This window comes from Ruegeria sp. HKCCA5491 (assembly GCF_013034565.1).
Lineage (GTDB): Bacteria > Pseudomonadota > Alphaproteobacteria > Rhodobacterales > Rhodobacteraceae > Ruegeria.
The window spans coordinates 86,654-104,292 of sequence record NZ_WQGG01000003.1 but is presented as its reverse complement, the minus strand read 5'-3'; the positions used below and the strand labels follow the sequence as shown (position 1 = coordinate 104,292).

Below are 17,639 nucleotides of genomic sequence, written 5' to 3'. Positions count from 1 at the left end.
ACCATAAGTCGGCAAAGCAAGGCCGTGCTGCGCCTGTGAAAAGGGGAGATTTCCATGGCACTGGACAATTCAAACGATTTTTCAATGTCGCGACAGGCAATGAAGGCGGAATTGCTGGACGCGGAAACTGAATTGAAACTTGCGTATGCATGGCGCGACCAACGTGACGAGCAAGCTCTGCATCGGTTGATCACGGCCTATATGCGGCTGGCGATTTCGATGGCGGCCAAGTTTAAACGATACGGTGCGCCCATGAATGACCTGATCCAGGAGGCGGGGCTTGGTCTTATGAAGGCCGCCGACAAGTTCGACCCGGATCGCGGCGTGCGCTTTTCCACCTATGCAGTATGGTGGATCAAGGCCAGCATTCAGGACTATGTGATGCGGAACTGGTCGATGGTTCGGACGGGCTCGACCTCCTCACAAAAATCGCTGTTCTTCAATATGCGCCGTGTCCAGGCACGGCTGGAGCGGGAAGCCGCGACAGAAGGAATGCAATTGGATCGTCACCAGTTGCATCAGATGATTGCCGCCGAGATTGGCGTGCCGCTGCGCGACGTCGAGATGATGGAGGGGCGGTTGTCCGGTTCCGATTTCTCGTTGAACGCCGTGCAGTCTGCCGATGAAGACGGGCGCGAGTGGATTGATGCGTTGGAGGACGAGCGCGAACAGGCTGCTGAGACAGTCGAAAACACTCACGACACCGAACAGTTGCGGGAATGGCTTGTGACCGCGATGAAGGCGCTCAACGAGCGTGAGCGGTTCATTGTTCGTGAGCGCAAGCTGCGCGAACCTGCGCGGACGCTTGAAAGTCTGGGGCAGGAGCTTGGCCTGTCCAAGGAACGCGTGCGCCAGTTGGAAGCGGCGGCATTCGTGAAAATGCGCAAGAACCTTGAAGCGCAATCCCGCGAGGTGCAACACTTCATCGCATGAAACAGATTGCGATTCTGCTGTGTGCATTGATGGTTACGGTCAGTCAGGGCCGGGCTGATCAACATATTCCAGACGACGTTGCGGCCGCGATGCGGTCGGCGGACGTGGTTATTCTGGGTGAAATCCATGACAATCCCCAACACCACATGGTGCAGACCGAAGCATTGAAGATCGTGTGGCCCTCGGCCGTGGTATGGGAAATGGTGACCGAGGAGGGGGCGCAGCGACTTGCCCAGAAAGCGGCCTCCAACCCCGAGGAATTGTCGCGAATATTGCGGTGGGCCGAGTCCGGCTGGCCACCATTGAGCATGTATTACCCCGTTTTTCAGGCAACAGATGCGCCGGTCTATGGCGCGATGGTTCCACGCGCCGCTGCCCGCGCCGCGATGGAGCGGGGGGCCGCGACCGCATTGGGCGCGGATGCGGCGCGATATGGTCTGACGATCCCCTTGTCGACCGCCGAGCAGATGGCGCGCGAGGCCGATCAGCTTGCCGCGCATTGCGATGCCATTCCCGAAAGCGCATTGCCGCAAATGGTTGCCATTCAGCGGCTACGCGATGCCGTTCTTACACGGTCGATTCTGCGTGCAACGGATGAAACGGGTGGCCCGGTTGCTGTGATCACGGGAAATGGCCATGCGCGCAAGGATTGGGGAGTCCCGACCTTTTTGTCTCGCTTGCGCCCGGGGTTGAAAGTATTCGTTCTGGGACAGTCCGAGGACGGCAGCATCGAAGGTGAATTCGACGCGGTGATTGACAGCCCTTCGGTCGAACGGGAAGACCCCTGCCTTGCATTTGAGACCCAGAATTAACCGCTGGAACTGTTCGGCGGCCTTGCCTAATGTCGGGGCCGACCGGAATGGGAAGGGCACAACATGCTGGCATCGAAACGCATTCTGCTGATCATCGGCGGAGGGATCGCGGCCTATAAATCGTTGGATCTGATCCGACGGTTGAAGGAACGCGGCGCGTCTGTAACGCCTGTTCTGACGCGTGCGGCTGAAGAATTCGTGACACCCCTGTCTGTTTCCGCGCTTGCCGGGGAAAAGGTGTATCGCGATCTGTTTGATCTGACGGATGAGGCTGAGATGGGGCATATCCAATTGTCCCGGTCGGCGAACCTGATTGTTGTTGCGCCAGCCACGGCGGATTTGATGGGGAAAATGGCGGGCGGGCTGGCCAATGATCTGGCCTCGACCCTGTTGATGGCGACCGACACGCCGGTTTTGTGCGCCCCGGCCATGAACGTGCGCATGTGGGATCATCCCGCGACACAGCGCAATCTGCAGACGTTGAAATCTGATGGGGTCGGTTTTGTCGGTCCGAATGAAGGCGACATGGCGTGTGGGGAATATGGCCCCGGTCGCATGTCCGAGCCTTTGGAAATCGTTGCCGCGATCGAGGCCCAGCTTGGTGATGGCCCGCTTTTGGGGAAACGCATTCTTGTAACTTCTGGCCCAACGCATGAGCCGATTGATCCGGTTCGGTATATTGCCAACCGGTCTTCGGGTGCGCAGGGCGCTGCGGTGGCGCGTGCGCTGGCTGCTTTGGGTGCAGAGGTGATCTTTGTGACCGGACCCGCCGATGTGCCAGCCCCGGACGGGGTGCAGGTTGTGCCTGTGGAGACTGCCCAGCAGATGTCTGACGCTGTGGACGCCGCGCTGCCCGTGGACGCCGGAGTTTTTGCTGCTGCTGTGGCGGACTGGCGCGTGGCCAGCGCCTCGGACCGGAAGCTGAAGAAAACCCGTGACGGTCTTCCTGCACTGGAGTTTGCCGAGAACCCGGACATTCTGAAAAGGGTCGCGCAGATGAACGACGGACGCCCCCCGTTGGTTGTTGGTTTTGCCGCCGAAACGGACAACGTGGTTGAACACGCGACGGCCAAACGCAAACGCAAGGGGTGTGATTGGATCGTTGCCAATGACGTCAGCCCGGCGACGGGGATCATGGGGGGCTCGGAAAATGCGGTCGTCCTGATCTCGGATCAGGGTTCGGAAGAATGGCCCCGTATGGGCAAGGACGCCGTGGCCAAGCGGCTGGCCGACAAAATCGCGGATGCCTTGAACGGCTAGGCAAAAGGAACTCAGATGGTTGCAATTCGTGTGATCCGCGAGGACGGAGCGGACCCCTCGGTGCCCTTGCCCTCTTATGAAACCGCCGGTGCGGCCGGTGCGGATGTTCGGGCTAATATGCCGGACGGTGCGTCAGTCACCTTGCAGCCCGGCGAACGGGCGCTAATTCCAACCGGGTTGCGGATCGAAATCCCTCAGGGTTTCGAAGTGCAGGTGCGCCCGCGGTCCGGGCTTGCGCTGAAACATGGCATTACGCTCCCAAACACGCCGGGCACGATCGACAGCGACTATCGCGGTCCGTTGGGGGTGATCGTTCTCAATGCCGGACAGGAGGCGTTCGAGATCACGCATGGGGAACGCATCGCCCAACTGATCGTGGCCCCCGTTGTGCAGGCCACTTTTGAGGCCGCCGATACACTCAGCGACACCGCGCGCGGGGCTGGCGGTTTCGGGTCAACCGGGCGCGGCTGATGCTGTTGGTCCTCATTCTGGCCGCTGGGTTGTGGGGTATCGGCTATCTTGCCGGAGTGTCCCGTACGGCGCGTCTGGCTTCGGTCGCGGTGTTGCTGTTGGGCGTAATAACAGCCCAATTGGTGCTGCCCGACGGCCACCCCCTGCGTGCGGCAACTGGCGGGTCCGCTGCCATGTGGCTTATACTGGGTGGTTTCGCGGTTCTGGTTCTGGTTTATGGAAGGGTGCTGAAAGCGTTACGCAACCGCGCGACGCCCGCCACGCAGGAGCCCGCCATGCCATCCGACCAATTCTCTGAAACCGAACTGGAACGTTATGCCCGCCATATCGTGTTGCGGGAACTGGGTGGCCCGGGTCAGAAAAAGATGAAACAGGCCCGCGTGCTGGTGATTGGTGCCGGTGGTCTGGGCGCGCCCGCGCTGCAATATCTGGCTGCTGCCGGGGTAGGGACCATCGGCGTGATCGACGATGATGAGGTCGAAAATGCCAACCTGCAACGGCAAGTGATCCATCGGGATGCGGATATCGGGATGCCCAAGGTGTTCTCGGCCCAGCAGGCCATGAAAGCGCAGAACCCCAACGTGACCGTGCTTCCCTATCACCGCCGCCTGACTGACGAGATCGCAGCAGACCTGTTCGCTGATTTTGATCTGATCCTCGACGGAACGGATAATTTCGACACCCGCTATCTGGCCAACCGCACCGCCGTTGCGTTGGGAAAACCGCTGATCTCGGGCGCGTTGTCGCAATGGGAAGGACAACTGAGTGTCTTTGACCCTGCCCACGGCGCGCCTTGCTATCAGTGCATTTTCCCCGAGGCCCCGGCCCCCGGTCTGGCCCCTTCTTGTGCTGAGGCAGGCGTGATCGGCCCTCTGCCCGGCGTTGTGGGCTCGATGATGGCGGTCGAGGCGATCAAGGTGATCACCGGGGCTGGGCAGGCGCTGCGCGGCGAGATGCTGATCTATGACGCGCTTTATGGGGAAAGCCGCAAGATCACTCTGTCACGCCGCGCCGATTGTCCGATTTGCGGTAAGTGAGCGCGCGCGCTGGATCATCCTGCCCTGCGCTCCTAGGTTGCGATCAAAGGAGAGTTTCATGACCAACCCGATCCTGTCCGACTGGACCACACCGTTTGAAATCGCACCGTTTGACACGATTGCCGATAGCGATTTTTCCCCCGCGCTGGACACCGCCCTAAAGGTCCACAACGCGCAGATCGATGCCATCGCGGACAACCCCGACGCGCCCACCTTCGCCAACACGGTCGAAGCGCTTGAGGCCGCAGGTGAGCAGTTGGACAAGGTCCTGTCGGTGTTCTTCACCGTGGCCGGGGCCGATAGCAACCCGATGCGTGAAGAGTTGCAGCGAGACTTCTCGCCCAAACTGGCGGCGCATTTCTCGGGCATTTCGTCGAACAAGGCGCTGTTTCAGCGGTTGGCCGACCTGTGGGCGCGGAAGGACGATCTGAGCCTGACGGACGAACAGTCTCGGGTGCTGATGCTGACCCATCGCGGGTTCGTGCGCGCGGGTGCGGCGCTGACTGGGGATGCAGACGCGCGGATGCAGGCGATCAAGGCGCGGCTGGCCTCGCTGGGTACATCCTTTACCCAGAACCTGCTGGCGGATGAGCGTGAGTGGTTCATGCCTCTGTCCGAGGATGATCTGGAAGGTCTGCCCGATTTCGTCGTGGATACGGCCCGCGCCGCCGGGCAGGAAAAGGGCGCAGACGGCCCGGTTGTGACCCTGTCGCGCTCAATCATCGTGCCGTTCCTGCAATTCTCGCCCCGCCGCGATCTGCGCGAGGTGGCGTACAAGGCGTGGACCGCGCGTGGCGCGAACGGGGGCGAGACGGACAATCGCGAGATCGCCGCCGAAATCCTCGCCCTGCGCGAAGAACGCGCCAAGTTGCTGGGCTATGCCAATTTCGCCGCCTACAAGTTGGAAACCGAGATGGCCCGCACACCAGACAAGGTGCGTGATCTGTTGGTGCAGGTCTGGGAACCGGCCAAGGCCCGAGCCGATGCGGATGCCGCAATCTTGACGCAGATGATGCAGGCAGATGGTGTCAATGGCCCTCTGGCCGCGTGGGACTGGCGCTACTATGCCGAGAAACGTCGCAAGGCCGAGCATGATCTGGATGAGGCCGCGTTGAAGCCTTACCTGCAATTGGACCGGATGATCGAGGCCGCTTTTGCCTGCGCCAACCGTCTGTTCGGGTTGGAATTCGCGCCGCTGGATGTGCCTTTGTACCACCCCGATTGCCGCGCGTGGGAGGTCACGCGCAACGGCCAGCATGTCGCGGTGTTCATCGGGGATTACTTCGCGCGCGGGTCCAAGCGATCCGGCGCGTGGTGCAGCGCGATGCGGTCTCAGGCCAAATTCCCCACGGTGCAGGCTCCGGTCGTGATCAATGTCTGCAACTTCGCCAAAGGCGATCCGGCGTTGCTGTCCTATGATGATGCGCGGACACTGTTTCATGAATTCGGTCATGCGCTGCACCAGATGCTGTCGGATGTGACCTATGAAAGTATCTCGGGTACATCTGTGGCGCGCGATTTCGTGGAACTGCCCAGCCAGCTTTATGAACACTGGCTGGAAGTCCCCGAGGTTCTGGCCGAGTTTGCCACCCATGCTAATACCGGCGCGCCGATGCCGCAGGACATGCTGGACAAGGTGCTGAAGGCCGCCAATTTCGATCAGGGGTTTCAGACGGTCGAATATGTCGCCTCGGCGCTGGTCGATCTGGAATTCCACGACGGCGCGGCCCCCGCCGATCCGATCGCGACACAGGCGCAGGTGCTAGAGGGTCTGGGGATGCCCCCGGCCATCGGGATGCGCCACGCCACCCCGCATTTCGCCCATGTGTTTGCGGGCGATGGCTATAGCGCGGGCTATTACAGCTATATGTGGTCCGAGGTCATGGATGCCGACGCCTTCGCCGCCTTCGAAGAAGCCGGAGGAGCCTTCGATCCCGACCGCGCCAAGGCGCTGGAGGAAAATATCCTGTCCACCGGTGGCTCGCGCGAGGCCGAAGACCTGTATCTGGCCTTCCGGGGCCGGTTGCCGGGGGTAGAGGCGTTGTTGAAAGGCCGTGGCCTGATCTCGGCCTGATCAGTATCCCAGATTGCGGTTCACGACGTGCAGCAGGGGTTGCCCGGCTTCACCTCGGACGATGTTGTCGCAAATGACCTGCGCGGCCGTGGCAGGGCGGGTTTCCGATGCGATGTGGGGCGTGACCGTCACTTTGGGGTGCGCCCAATAGGGATGATCGCCGGGCAGGGGTTCCACCCGAAATACATCCAGCGTCGCGTGCCCGATCTGGCCGGAGTTCAGGGCTGACAACATCGCGTCATCGTCAATCAATGGCCCCCGGCCGGGATTGATAACGCATGCGCCTTTCGGCAGCAGGGCCAGCGTTTCGGCGTTCAGTGTATTTGCGGTCACAGGCGTATCCGGCAAGAGCAGCACGACAATTTCAGCTTGTGACAGGGCGGTACGCAGCCCCGCGTCACCATGCAGACACCTTACCCCCGGAATATCCTTGGCGGTGCGGCTCCAGCCCGTGACTTCGAAACCAAGCGTGGCCAGGGCGCGCGCGGCGGCATCACCCAATGCTCCAAGACCCAGGATGCAAACCCGTCGCTCAGGCGCCAATGGCGGGGCGTCCGGTGCCCATACGCCATCCTGAACAGAAATGTGCTGATCCATCCCAAGGTGATAGCGCAGAACATGCCCCACCACCCATTCTGTCATGCCCTGCGTCAGGCCGTGATCTACCATCCGCGCCAGAGGAACGGTCAGGGTTTCGTTGCCCGCGATCTTTTCGACCCCGGCCCAAAGGCTCAGCACGGCCTTCAGGCGTGTATATGGCGCGAAGTCCAGAAGCCCGCCATCTGGGGCGTAGACGATATAGTCCACCTGATCCGGCTCGATGTTAGTTGACAGACGGAAGTTCAATCCGGCTTCGGTCAGGTACTTTGACAACAGCGGCTGATATACCGGCCAAAGCTCGGGGCGGGCGGAAAACAGGACGTTCACGGACATTGGGGGCCTTTCCGATCACCGGGGACGGTGGATATGGGCGCTTTGGACAATGCCAAAGGCTGCCATCAGAACCAGCATAGCCGATCCGCCATAGCTGACCATTGGCAGGGGCACACCCACGACCGGGGCAAGGCCCATGACCATCGACATGTTCACGGCAAAAAACAGGAAGAAGTTCAACGCAATCCCGAGTGTCACCAGCGAAGAAAACCTGTCCTTCGTCGACAGCGCCGTGACCATGCAGAAGATCAGGATCAGTCCGTACAGGGTCAGCAGTGTGATGCCACCAACAAAACCGAACTCTTCGGCCAGCGTGGTAAAGATGAAGTCGGTGTGTTTTTCAGGCAGAAAGTTCAGCCGCGATTGTGTGCCCTGCATGAATCCGCGCCCGTTCCACCCCCCAGACCCCAGTGCGATTTTCGACTGCGTGATATGGTACCCCGCACCCAGCGGATCGGTAGACGGGTCGAGAAACGTGTCGATGCGGCGGAATTGATAGTCTTTCAGAAGCTGCCATTCTGTTCCACGGCTGTTGAACACGGTGGCAATCAGGCCGACACCCGCAGCGATCACTGCAGCGAAATAGGCCCAGTGGACACCCGCAAGAAACATCAATCCACCCCCGGCCGCGAGCAGCAGGATCGAGGTGCCAAGATCCGGTTGGCGTAGCACCATGAACGTGGGAATTAAGATCAGGATGACGGGAATGATGACCCAGATCGGACGCGATGTTTTGTGCGATGGCAACCAGTCATAATACGATGCCAGCAGCATCACCAACGTCACTTTCATGACTTCGGATGGTTGCAGCCGCATGAACCCAAGATCAATCCAACGCTGTGCGCCCATTCCGACAGTGCCGAACAGCTCCACGAATACCAGCAAAGCGATCGAGCCCAGATAAGCCACCACTGACATGTTGCGCCAGAACCAGATCGGCACAAGCGCCACGATGAACATGACCGCTAGGCCAAGGCCGAACCGCTCCATCTGAGGTTCTGCCCAGGGGGTCCAAGACCCTCCGGCCACCGAATACAGCATCAGGAACCCGGCGCTGGCCGTGCTGATCAGCAACAGGGTGAGGGGCCAGTTCATAAACAGAAACTTGCGAAACCCTGACGGAGTGGATTTGACGGCGTATTCAAGATAGCTCATGCGCGGTCCTTTTCGGACGGACGCGCTTTGGGGCGGCGATCGCCCTCAAGCCGTTTTTGCTGTTCCTTGATGCGGTCGCGGTCGGCGACCGGGTAGGCTTCCAGTGGCGGTGTGCCGTTGTAAAGGGCCTGCAGCATGATATCCCGCGCAACCGGCGCCGCCGCCTTGGAGCCCCCGCCGCCGTGTTCCACGACAACAGCGACGGCATATTTTGGGTTGTCATACGGCGCAAAGCTGACGAACAGCGCGTGGTCACGGCGTTCCCATGGCAAGTCTTCGTTGCGGATAACACCAGCAGCCCGCTCAGCCTTGGTGATGTTGCGCACCTGACTGGTTCCGGTTTTGCCCGCCATGCGGAACTCATCAGCGATAATCCGGCTGCGATAGGCCGTTCCACGCCGGTCGTTCGAGACCGAGAACATCGCCTTGCGCACCTGTTCAAGGTTGTTTGGGTTCACCGCCAAAGGTTCACCCGCGCCCGAGGGTTCTTCGACACCGTTCACTGACCGTACCAAACGCGGCGAGACAGCACGCCCTGTGGCGATCCGCGCCGTCATGACCGCTAGCTGCAATGGTGACGCCAGCATGAACCCCTGACCGATCGAGGCATTCGCCGTGTCGCCCACTAGCCAATCCTGACCGTGCACGCGCTGTTTCCATTCCTGGTTCGGTGCAAGCCCTGCGGCAACGGCGGACATCGGTATGTCGTGTTTCACGCCCAGTCCGAAGATGCGCGCCATGTCCGAGATCCGGTCGATACCGGTTCGCAAAGCCACGTCATAGTAGTAAACATCGCAACTGCGTTTGAGCGATGTTTCCAGATCGACGGTGCGATGGCCGCCGCGCTTCCAGCAGTGGAACCTGCGGCTGCCGACTTTCAGGTGGCCGGGACAATACACGGTGTTGGATGGGCCGATTACCCCGGCCTCAAGCGCGGCCATTGCGGTGATCATCTTGAAAGTCGAGCCGGGCGGGTAAGTGCCCTGCACCGTCTTGTTGGCCAGCGGGCGGTAGTTGTCCTGAGTCAGCGTCCGATAATCCGCGACAGAAATGCCGCGCACGAACAGGTTTGGGTCGAAACTGGGGGCAGAGCTGATGGCGCGTATGTCCCCGGTTTCGCAATCAATTACAACGGCTGCGGCACTTTCCCCTGCCAAACGTGCCTGTGCGTATTGCTGCAGGTCTGCGTCCACGGATAGCTGAAGATCGGCACCGGCCTCACCCACTTGCCTGTCCAATTCGCGCATCACGCGGCCTGTGGCGTTGACCTCGACCCGTTTGGCGCCTGCTTTGCCGCGCAAGGTGCCTTCCTGTTTGGCTTCCAGACCGACCTTGCCGATTTGGAAACGGGGAATACGAAGAACCGGCTCGGGATCCTCGATCTGGCTGAGGTCGTAGTCGCTGACCGGGCCGACATACCCAACGACATGCGCAAAGTCTTCGTATCTTGGGTATTGGCGGGTCATGCCAACTTCGGGGGTGACACCGGGCAGGGCAGGGGCGTTGACCGCGACCTTTGAAATATCTTCCCACGTCACCTGATCCGCCAGCGTTACCGGAAGGAACGGGGCGGACCGGCGCATCTCAGTCTTGGCGCGTTCGATTTCGTCATCGGTCAATGGGATCAGATCGGACAGCTTGGAGATAACAGCATCGACATCGCCCGCATCCTCTCGGACCATCACGATCCGATAGGATGGCGAGTTCTGTCCTATAATTTGTCCGTTACGGTCGTAGATCCGTCCGCGTGTTGGGGGGATAAGTCGGATATTGATGCGGTTCTCTTCCGCCAGCAGGCGGTACTCGTCCGCCTGATCCACCTGCATGAACCGCATTCGGGCCGCCAACCCGCCGATGAAGGCCGCCTGCAAGCCGCCCAATACCACCGCGCGGCGCGGCAGGCGTTTATAGGCAAGCCCCTGCGATTTGGTCTTGCGCTGTTTCATGACCGAAGCCCCGCTGCAGCAGAATCCACCGCCGAGGCGCGTCGAACGCCGAATCCGCTTTGGCTGAGCAGAACGATCACCGGATAAACTGCAATTGTCAGAACCACTTGTATCACCATCGGCCCCAATGCCGCTTGTTGCACGGTTAGAATAGCAAGAATTATGCGGTTCAGTACAAAAACAGCCGTGATCGCGACGGCTGCGGTTGTCCATTCGGCAAAAAATCCGGCATCGCGCATACCGGGCGCGGCCCCGCGCAAATAGGCTGACCCCAGAACAACAAGCGCAGCCAGCAATCCCGGAGGACGTTGCAACAACAGGTCCGCCAGCAGCATCACGATCGCGATCAAAGGGATTGGAACGTATTCAGGCCGCCGTAAGACCCAAGCGAAGGTCAAGGCCATCAGCAGGTCGGGAAACGGCAAGCGCCCCGGTTGTGTGTCCAGCGGCAAAAGGTGCAGAAACATGATCAGAAAGGCCAGAAACAGGTACAGCGCCCGCTTGGTCCAAAGCTGCGAGACCTGCCTATCCATCGCCAGCCTCTGCAGGTGCTTTGGCGGCTTCGGGTCGTCTTGGCCCGACGATATCGCCGGAATCCTCAATCGGAGGCGCAGAATGGAACCGTAGGACCCGCAGAAACTCGAGCCTTTCGAAATCAGCAGACAAACGGACCCGCAGGCGCCCACCGGGGTCAGCCGTGATCTGGCCTATCAACAAACCACCCGGGAAAACGCCGCCATCGCCCGATGTGACAACCCGGTCACCGGGACGTACCAGTTCGCGGTTTTCAAGAAACTCGACCGCCGGAGAAGGCGTGTTATCCCCCGCGATCAGTGCGGTCTGGCCAGAAGGTTGAATCGTTGCGGGTATCGCGCTGGAGGCATCGGTCATCAGGATCACCCGCGCCGTGTCCGGGCCAACGCCCGAGATGCGCCCCACCACGCCGATCCCATCCATCGTGGCCCAGCCGTCCATAATCCCGTCACGCTCGCCCACATTCAGCAAGACCGACTGACGGAAGGGCGAGCCGCTATCCGCCATTACGACGCCCGTGATATAGGTCAGGCGCGGATCAAGCCGCACATTGTTGAGGTCAAGAAGGCGGGCGTTTTCCTGTTCAAGCTGAAGGGCCGCTTCTTTCCACGCGCGCATCAGGCGCAGTTCGCTGCGCAATTCCTGATTTTGCTCGCTCAGGCGCTGATAGCTTTGAAAATCACGTACAAGGTTTACGACGGCCGTGACCGGAACCATGGCCCAATCCATCGAGGGTACGACGGTGTCTACGACCTGTGCGCGGAACCGCTCCACCCGCGGACTGTCAATGCGCCAGACCAGAAAGATGCCCAGCAGACACAGAACCACGATCCCCAGCAGCAGGCGGCGTAAGGGGGGTGTGTATTCGTCGCGCTGTGATCGGTCCTTTGCCACAGGTTACCTTCCCGTGCTGCTCTTGCCCGAGTTTTCACCCCAAAAGGGTGCGCGCCTTAGCTTTCGTAGTCAATCGCGTGGCGCAGTTGTTTTTCATATTCCAGCGCCTTGCCGGTGCCCAAAGCCACACAGTTCAGGCTTTCATCGGCAATCGACACGGCCAAACCGGTCTGTTCGCGCAGCGCAAGGTCCAGATCGCCCAGTAGCGCGCCGCCGCCGGTCAGCATGACACCCCGGTCCACGATATCCGCGGCCAGATCGGGCGGCGTGGTTTCCAGCGCGGTCATCACCGCCTCGCAAATCTGCTGGACGGGTTCTGACAGCGCTTCGGCAACCTGCGCCTGACTGATCTCGATTTCTTTCGGCACGCCGTTCAACAAGTCGCGGCCCCGGATATGCATCGACTGGCCGCGGCCATCGTCGGGCATGCGGGCGGTGCCGATGGTGGTCTTGATCCGCTCAGCGGTGGATTCACCGACCAACAGGTTCTGCTGGCGGCGCAGGTACGAGATGATCGCCTCATCCATGCGGTCGCCACCCACGCGGACCGATCGCGCGTAGACGATGTCGCCCAGCGACAGGACCGCAACCTCTGTAGTACCGCCGCCGATGTCGACGACCATGTTGCCGGTTGGATCAGTGATCGGCATCCCGGCACCAATGGCGGCTGCAATCGGTTCGGCAATCAGGCCTGCGCGGCGCGCGCCTGCGGACAGAACCGACTGTCGGATCGCGCGTTTTTCAACGGGTGTCGCACCATGGGGCACGCAGACAATGATCTTGGGCTTAGAGAAGGTCGAGCGTTTGTGCACTTTGCGGATGAAGTGCTTGATCATCTCTTCGGCGGTGTCGAAATCCGCGATGACACCTTCGCGCATCGGGCGGATCGCTTCGATGGACCCCGGTGTCCGGCCCAGCATCAGCTTGGCGTCCTCACCCACGGCCAGAACCTTTTTGACACCGTCCTTGACGTGATAGGCAACCACTGAGGGTTCCGACAGGATCACACCGCGCCCTTTGACATAAACCAGCGTGTTCGCTGTCCCAAGGTCAATGGCCATGTCCGCTGTGAACAAGCCGCCCAGATTGCCAAAGATTCCCATGTGTTCACTGATCCCGTTCGTCAGAATTTCTACTGCCCGCGACTCGACGGTTCCGGGACGGATGTCTTATAGGGTGCCATCTCGCCCGGTAAAAGGGCTGATTCCGCGTCAATCAGCACCTTTCCGCCTTATTGAGAGGGACTTTAGAAGGCAACATGCTCTCATATCAACATATTTACCACGCTGGAAATCTGGCTGATGTGCAAAAGCACGCTTTGTTGGCATGGATGCTGAAATATCTGACCCGCAAGGACAAGCCTCTGACCTATCTCGAGACGCATTCGGGCCGTGGCTTGTATCAGTTGGATGCAGCCGAGGCCGTGCGGACGGGCGAGGCCGCCGCTGGAATCGAACGGGCGCGGCGCGAAGGGTGGTTCAGCGCGGATCATCCCTTGTCAATGGCGCTAAGTATTGTTCGGGCGCGTCATGGTGAGAACAGCTATGCCGGTTCGCCCCTGATCGCTGCCAGCCTGCTGCGCGAACAGGACAGTTTGCACTTTGCCGAGTTGCACCCGCAGGAATACGCGGCACTGTCGATGACGATGTCTGCCTACGGGGCAAAGATCTACCAGCAGGATGGCTACGAACTGGCGCAGTCGTTGCTGCCACCGACACCACGCCGAGGGCTGCTGTTGATCGACCCAAGCTATGAGGTGAAATCGGAGTACGATCGCTTGCCTGGGATCATTTCCAAGCTGCACCGCAAGTGGAACGTTGGGGTGATTGCGTTGTGGTATCCGATCCTGTCCGACGGGCGGCACAAAGCGATGGTTGAGGCGCTGGTAAAACAGAACCTGCCGAAAGCCGAATGTCATGAAGTCCGGTTTCCGGCCGCGCGCGAAGGGCACCGCATGATCGGTTCCGGAATGTTCGTTGTGAACGCCCCGTTTGGGTTCAATGAGGAAACCCGTCGGCTGGATTCACTCTTTGCCGGGCTTTAAGACGCCTGAATACATGCGTCGGTCGCATTGACCTCCACCCTATACACGCACAGGGTGTTTTTTGAAAATTCCTTATGACAATGGGGTTTTCGGCCCTAGAATTCGGGCGAGGAGGGGTGCCATGGATCGCCGACTTGCTACGGTTCTGGCTGCCGACATGGTCGGGTACAGCCGTTTGATGGAGAACGATGAACAAGGCACGCTGGCGCGGTTGCGCACGCACCGAATAGAACTGATTGATCCGGCCATCGACAAGAACAGGGGCACGATCATCAAGACCACCGGCGACGGGATGCTGGTCGAGTTTTCCAGCGCCAGCGATGCGGTTACCTGCGCGGTCGAGGTTCAGAACCGGATGCTGCGGCGGAATGCAGATGTCCCAAGGGATCAACGCATACAGTTCCGGATTGGCATCAATCTTGATGAGATCATTTTCGAAGACGGCGATATCTTTGGCAGCGGCGTAAACATTGCCGCCCGGTTGGAGCAGTCAGCCCATGCCGGAGGTGTGGTGATTTCGGGCACAGTGCATGATCAGGTGTCTGGTCGACTTGAATTTCAATATCAGGACTTGGGCAATCTCGAACTAAAGAACCTGTCTCAACCCGTCCATGCTTATCGTGTCGAGTTGGATAGACCTTCTGACGACGTCGAGCCGATAGAAGAAGCAGACACCAAGGTCGTAAAGCCTTCGATCGCGGTTTTGCCTTTCGCCAACATGAGCGGCGACACCGAGCAGGAGTTCTTTGCAGATGGTCTGACCGAGGACCTGCTGACCGAACTTAGCCGAAGGCACGAGTTGTTCGTAATCTCTCGAAATTCCAGTTTTGTCTATAAGGGACAGGCCGTGAATGTGCGGGAGGTCGGTGAAAAACTGGGGGCGCAGTACATTGTCGAGGGCAGTGTGCGAAAGGCCGGAAACCGGGTGCGGGTCACCGTTCAGCTTATCGACAGCGATAATGACGGGCACGTCTGGGCCGAGAAATACGACCGCGATCTGGACGACATATTTGCGATTCAGGACGAAGTGATTTCCGCTGTGGTCGCCACCTTGCCGGGGCGGATCGAAGCATCGCAGCAAGAGGGTCTGACGCGCAAGACACCCTCCAGTTTCGCAGCGTATGAATGCGTCTTGGCGGCCAAGGTGCTGCACCATCGCAGCACGCGCCAAGCGAATGTCGAAGCGACCGAAATGATCGACCGGGCAATCAAACTGGATCCGGATTATGCGCATGCCCATGCCTGGAGCGGTTGTATCCGTGGACAGGCCTGGGGGTACGGCTGGTGTGACGACCGCGAAGCGATGCTGGCCGAATGCGAAGAGGCCATACTTAAGGCAGCATCGCTGGATGACAACGACGCTGACGTGCATCGCCTGATGGCGGCGGTAGAGATCTTGCGAAACAATCTTGGGCGTGCGCGGTACCATCAGGAAAGAGCGTTGTCTCTGAATCCCAATTACGATCTTGTCGTTGTCCAGATGGGAGAGTTGTTGACCTGGTCAGGCCGACCCGACGAGGGGGCGGAATGGATACAGAAAGCCATGCGCCTGAACCCGCATCACCCCGCCCGGTTCTGGAGCCATCTGGGAAAGGCGCGGTTCTGCGCCAAAAACTATCATCAGGCGCTAGATGATTTCGGACGTTTGCCGTCTTTGGACATGGTCCAAAACGCCTATGTTGCGGCTTGTCATGCCTGGCTTGGAAATGATGCCGAAGCGCGCGAACATGCCGAGGCAGTCGAGGCCGCGCAACCAGACATCAGCATCGAGGATATCGTCGCAACCCTGCACTATTCCAAGGAAGACGATCTGCACCATTTCGTTCGTGGCTTGGAAAAAGCCGGTTTGGCCTGACGCGCCAAACGAAAAACGGCCCGCTTGTGCGGGCCGTCCGGTTTATGTCAGATCCTTGTAGCTGATCTCGCGGGCGTCCGCGCCGGGGCCTGCCTTTTCACGTCGCATGATCAACCGGTTCAGTGCGTGGATATACGCCTTGGCGGATGCAACGACTGTGTCGGTATTCGCCGATTGCCCCGTTGCGATCATGCCGTCTTCTTCCAGCCGCACGGACACAGTGGCCTGCGCGTCGGTGCCTTCGGTTACCGCGTGAACCTGGTACAGTTGCAAATGCGCCTTGTTGGGATAGATCGACCGGATCGCCTTGAAGGTCGCGTCCACCGGTCCGTCGCCATGTTCCGTCGCGATGATGTCCTTGCCGTCCATTTCCAGCTCGACCGTCGATTCCGCCTGACCCCCGGTGCCACATGTGACTTTCATGGACACCAGTTGGAGGTAGTCGTCATGCTCATCCATGGTCATCAGCGCGATGAGGTCGTCGTCGAACACCTCTTTCTTACGGTCGGCCAGATCCTTGAACCGCACGAAGATGTCCTTGAGCTGGTTGTCACCGACATCAAATCCCAACGTCTCGAGCTTGTCGCGCAGCGCGGCGCGGCCCGAGTGTTTGCCCAAAGGCAGAGAGGTGCCGGAGAGGCCGATATCCTCGGGGCGCATGATCTCGAAGTTTTCGCGGTTTTTCAGCATGCCATCCTGATGGATGCCGCTTTCATGCGCGAAGGCGTTCTTGCCGACGATGGCTTTATTGAACTGCACGTTGAAGCCCGACACGGTCGCCACGCGGCGCGAGATATGCATGATCTTTGTGGTGTCGATGCCCGTGGTCCAAGGCATGATGTCATTGCGGGTCCGCAGGGCCATCACGACCTCTTCAAGCGCGGTGTTGCCCGCGCGTTCACCCAAACCGTTGATGGTACATTCGATCTGACGCGCCCCGCCTGCGACAGCAGCCAGCGAGTTCGCGGTCGCCATACCAAGGTCATTGTGGCAGTGGGTGGCAAAAACTACCTCGTCCGCGCCCGGAACCGTATCAATCAGGCGCTTGATCAGATCCGCGCTTTCGACCGGAGCAGTATAGCCCACGGTATCGGGGATGTTGATCGTGGTGGCCCCGGCCTTGATCGCAATTTCAATCACGCGGCAGAGGTAATCCCATTCCGTCCGCGTCGCGTCCATCGGCGACCATTGCACATTTTCGCACAGGTTGCGGGCATGGCTAACCGTTTCGTGGATCTTGTCGGCCATCTCGTCCATGGTCAGGTTCGGTATGGCGCGATGCAGGGGCGAGGTGCCGATGAAGGTGTGAATCCGGTTCTTCTCGGCGTGTTTCACCGCCTCCCAGCAGCGGTCAATGTCTGCGAAATTGGCGCGGGCCAGACCACAGATGCGGCTGTTTTTCGACCGCTCGGCGATCTCGCTGACAGCTTTGAAGTCACCTTCGGAGGCGATCGGAAAACCGGCCTCGATGATGTCGACACCCATTTCGTCCAACAGCTCGGCAATCTCCAGCTTTTCGTTGTGGGTCATGGTCGCGCCGGGGCTTTGTTCGCCGTCGCGCAAAGTGGTGTCAAAGATCAAGACGCGGTCTTGGTCGGTCACGTTGGTCATGGGAATCTCTTTCTTCTTCTGTCCTAAAGCCTATGGCGCGCGGGCGTCCTCCTCTGAGCGGGCGCGCCGGATGGCACGCT

Annotated in this window: 15 protein-coding genes; 8 read left to right on the top strand and 7 right to left on the bottom strand. The window is 59.9% G+C overall.

The annotated features are described in order from the left end of the window. Nucleotides 1-54 precede the first annotated feature (54 nt). From GOV88_RS06105 to GOV88_RS06080, 6 genes are all read left to right on the top strand, one after another. Complete coding sequence (locus GOV88_RS06105) at nt 55-933, top strand: RNA polymerase factor sigma-32 (protein WP_171211795.1); 879 nt, start codon at nt 55-57, stop codon at nt 931-933. Further along, nucleotides 930-1,745, top strand: a complete 816-nt coding sequence (locus tag GOV88_RS06100; RefSeq protein WP_171239858.1) for a ChaN family lipoprotein — start codon at nt 930-932, stop codon at nt 1,743-1,745. The genes GOV88_RS06105 and GOV88_RS06100 overlap by 4 nt, the downstream gene beginning before the upstream one ends. Before the next feature lie 63 nt (nt 1,746-1,808). Next, on the top strand, nt 1,809-3,005 hold the full coding sequence (gene coaBC / locus GOV88_RS06095) for a bifunctional phosphopantothenoylcysteine decarboxylase/phosphopantothenate--cysteine ligase CoaBC (RefSeq protein WP_171239857.1): 1,197 nt from the start codon (nt 1,809-1,811) through the stop codon (nt 3,003-3,005). Nucleotides 3,006-3,020: 15 nt separating this feature from the next. After that, the gene (gene dut / locus GOV88_RS06090) at nt 3,021-3,476 is read left to right on the top strand and encodes a dUTP diphosphatase (protein WP_171122488.1); all 456 of its coding nucleotides are present in this window, start codon (nt 3,021-3,023) and stop codon (nt 3,474-3,476) included. Beyond that, nucleotides 3,476-4,513 (top strand): molybdopterin-synthase adenylyltransferase MoeB, encoded by a 1,038-nt coding sequence (locus GOV88_RS06085; protein ID WP_171124511.1) that lies wholly within the window; start codon nt 3,476-3,478, stop codon nt 4,511-4,513. Before dut ends, GOV88_RS06085 begins: the two co-directional genes overlap by 1 nt. A gap of 58 nt (nt 4,514-4,571) precedes the next feature. Continuing rightward, complete coding sequence (locus tag GOV88_RS06080) at nt 4,572-6,587, top strand: M3 family metallopeptidase (RefSeq protein WP_171239856.1); 2,016 nt, start codon at nt 4,572-4,574, stop codon at nt 6,585-6,587. Here GOV88_RS06080 and GOV88_RS06075 read toward each other — a convergent pair whose 3' ends face one another. Genes GOV88_RS06075 through GOV88_RS06050 form a run of 6 tightly spaced genes read right to left on the bottom strand, consistent with a single transcriptional unit; the run spans nt 6,588 to nt 13,152 of the window. Further along, entirely contained in the window at nt 6,588-7,520 is a 933-nt protein-coding gene (locus GOV88_RS06075) for a glyoxylate/hydroxypyruvate reductase A (RefSeq protein WP_171239855.1), read from the bottom strand. It abuts the gene before it with no gap. A 15-nt stretch (nt 7,521-7,535) separates the two neighbouring features. Continuing rightward, complete coding sequence (gene rodA / locus GOV88_RS06070; RefSeq protein WP_171122480.1) at nt 7,536-8,675, bottom strand: rod shape-determining protein RodA; 1,140 nt, start codon at nt 8,673-8,675, stop codon at nt 7,536-7,538. Further along, nucleotides 8,672-10,621, bottom strand: coding sequence for a penicillin-binding protein 2 (gene mrdA, locus GOV88_RS06065; protein WP_171239854.1), 1,950 nt, complete (start codon nt 10,619-10,621; stop codon nt 8,672-8,674). The genes rodA and mrdA overlap by 4 nt, the downstream gene beginning before the upstream one ends. Continuing rightward, nucleotides 10,618-11,154 (bottom strand): rod shape-determining protein MreD, encoded by a 537-nt coding sequence (locus GOV88_RS06060; RefSeq protein ID WP_171239853.1) that lies wholly within the window; start codon nt 11,152-11,154, stop codon nt 10,618-10,620. Before GOV88_RS06060 ends, mrdA begins: the two co-directional genes overlap by 4 nt. Beyond that, nucleotides 11,147-12,049: a rod shape-determining protein MreC gene (mreC, locus tag GOV88_RS06055; RefSeq protein WP_171239852.1), complete on the bottom strand. Its 903-nt coding sequence runs from the start codon at nt 12,047-12,049 to the stop codon at nt 11,147-11,149. Before mreC ends, GOV88_RS06060 begins: the two co-directional genes overlap by 8 nt. Before the next feature lie 56 nt (nt 12,050-12,105). Further along, nucleotides 12,106-13,152, bottom strand: a complete 1,047-nt coding sequence (locus tag GOV88_RS06050; protein WP_039523195.1) for a rod shape-determining protein — start codon at nt 13,150-13,152, stop codon at nt 12,106-12,108. A 155-nt stretch (nt 13,153-13,307) separates the two neighbouring features. On the opposite strand from GOV88_RS06050, the gene GOV88_RS06045 reads away from it, so the two are divergent. Both GOV88_RS06045 and GOV88_RS06040 read left to right on the top strand, forming a co-directional pair. Further along, nucleotides 13,308-14,093 (top strand): 23S rRNA (adenine(2030)-N(6))-methyltransferase RlmJ, encoded by a 786-nt coding sequence (locus GOV88_RS06045; RefSeq protein ID WP_171239851.1) that lies wholly within the window; start codon nt 13,308-13,310, stop codon nt 14,091-14,093. A 121-nt stretch (nt 14,094-14,214) separates the two neighbouring features. Then, nucleotides 14,215-15,948 (top strand): adenylate/guanylate cyclase domain-containing protein, encoded by a 1,734-nt coding sequence (locus GOV88_RS06040; protein WP_171122470.1) that lies wholly within the window; start codon nt 14,215-14,217, stop codon nt 15,946-15,948. Between the two features lie 42 nt (nt 15,949-15,990). On the opposite strand, the gene GOV88_RS06035 is transcribed toward GOV88_RS06040, so the two are convergent. Beyond that, nucleotides 15,991-17,559 (bottom strand): 2-isopropylmalate synthase, encoded by a 1,569-nt coding sequence (locus GOV88_RS06035; protein ID WP_171239850.1) that lies wholly within the window; start codon nt 17,557-17,559, stop codon nt 15,991-15,993. Nucleotides 17,560-17,639 lie beyond the last annotated feature (80 nt).

What these genes read in the sequence shown, in the direction of transcription:
- GOV88_RS06075 (WP_171239855.1), bottom strand. Translation starts at nt 7,520, where the DNA reads ATGTCCGTGAACGTCCTGTTTTCCGCCCGCCCCGAGCTTTGGCCGGTA.
- GOV88_RS06050 (WP_039523195.1), bottom strand. Translation starts at nt 13,152, where the DNA reads ATGGGAATCTTTGGCAATCTGGGCGGCTTGTTCACAGCGGACATGGCC.
- dut (WP_171122488.1), top strand. Translation starts at nt 3,021, where the DNA reads ATGGTTGCAATTCGTGTGATCCGCGAGGACGGAGCGGACCCCTCGGTG.
- rodA (WP_171122480.1), bottom strand. Translation starts at nt 8,675, where the DNA reads ATGAGCTATCTTGAATACGCCGTCAAATCCACTCCGTCAGGGTTTCGC.
- GOV88_RS06085 (WP_171124511.1), top strand. Translation starts at nt 3,476, where the DNA reads ATGCTGTTGGTCCTCATTCTGGCCGCTGGGTTGTGGGGTATCGGCTAT.
- GOV88_RS06060 (WP_171239853.1), bottom strand. Translation starts at nt 11,154, where the DNA reads ATGGATAGGCAGGTCTCGCAGCTTTGGACCAAGCGGGCGCTGTACCTG.
- coaBC (WP_171239857.1), top strand. Translation starts at nt 1,809, where the DNA reads ATGCTGGCATCGAAACGCATTCTGCTGATCATCGGCGGAGGGATCGCG.
- GOV88_RS06040 (WP_171122470.1), top strand. Translation starts at nt 14,215, where the DNA reads ATGGATCGCCGACTTGCTACGGTTCTGGCTGCCGACATGGTCGGGTAC.
- GOV88_RS06100 (WP_171239858.1), top strand. Translation starts at nt 930, where the DNA reads ATGAAACAGATTGCGATTCTGCTGTGTGCATTGATGGTTACGGTCAGT.
- mrdA (WP_171239854.1), bottom strand. Translation starts at nt 10,621, where the DNA reads ATGAAACAGCGCAAGACCAAATCGCAGGGGCTTGCCTATAAACGCCTG.
- GOV88_RS06035 (WP_171239850.1), bottom strand. Translation starts at nt 17,559, where the DNA reads ATGACCAACGTGACCGACCAAGACCGCGTCTTGATCTTTGACACCACT.
- GOV88_RS06080 (WP_171239856.1), top strand. Translation starts at nt 4,572, where the DNA reads ATGACCAACCCGATCCTGTCCGACTGGACCACACCGTTTGAAATCGCA.
- GOV88_RS06105 (WP_171211795.1), top strand. Translation starts at nt 55, where the DNA reads ATGGCACTGGACAATTCAAACGATTTTTCAATGTCGCGACAGGCAATG.
- GOV88_RS06045 (WP_171239851.1), top strand. Translation starts at nt 13,308, where the DNA reads ATGCTCTCATATCAACATATTTACCACGCTGGAAATCTGGCTGATGTG.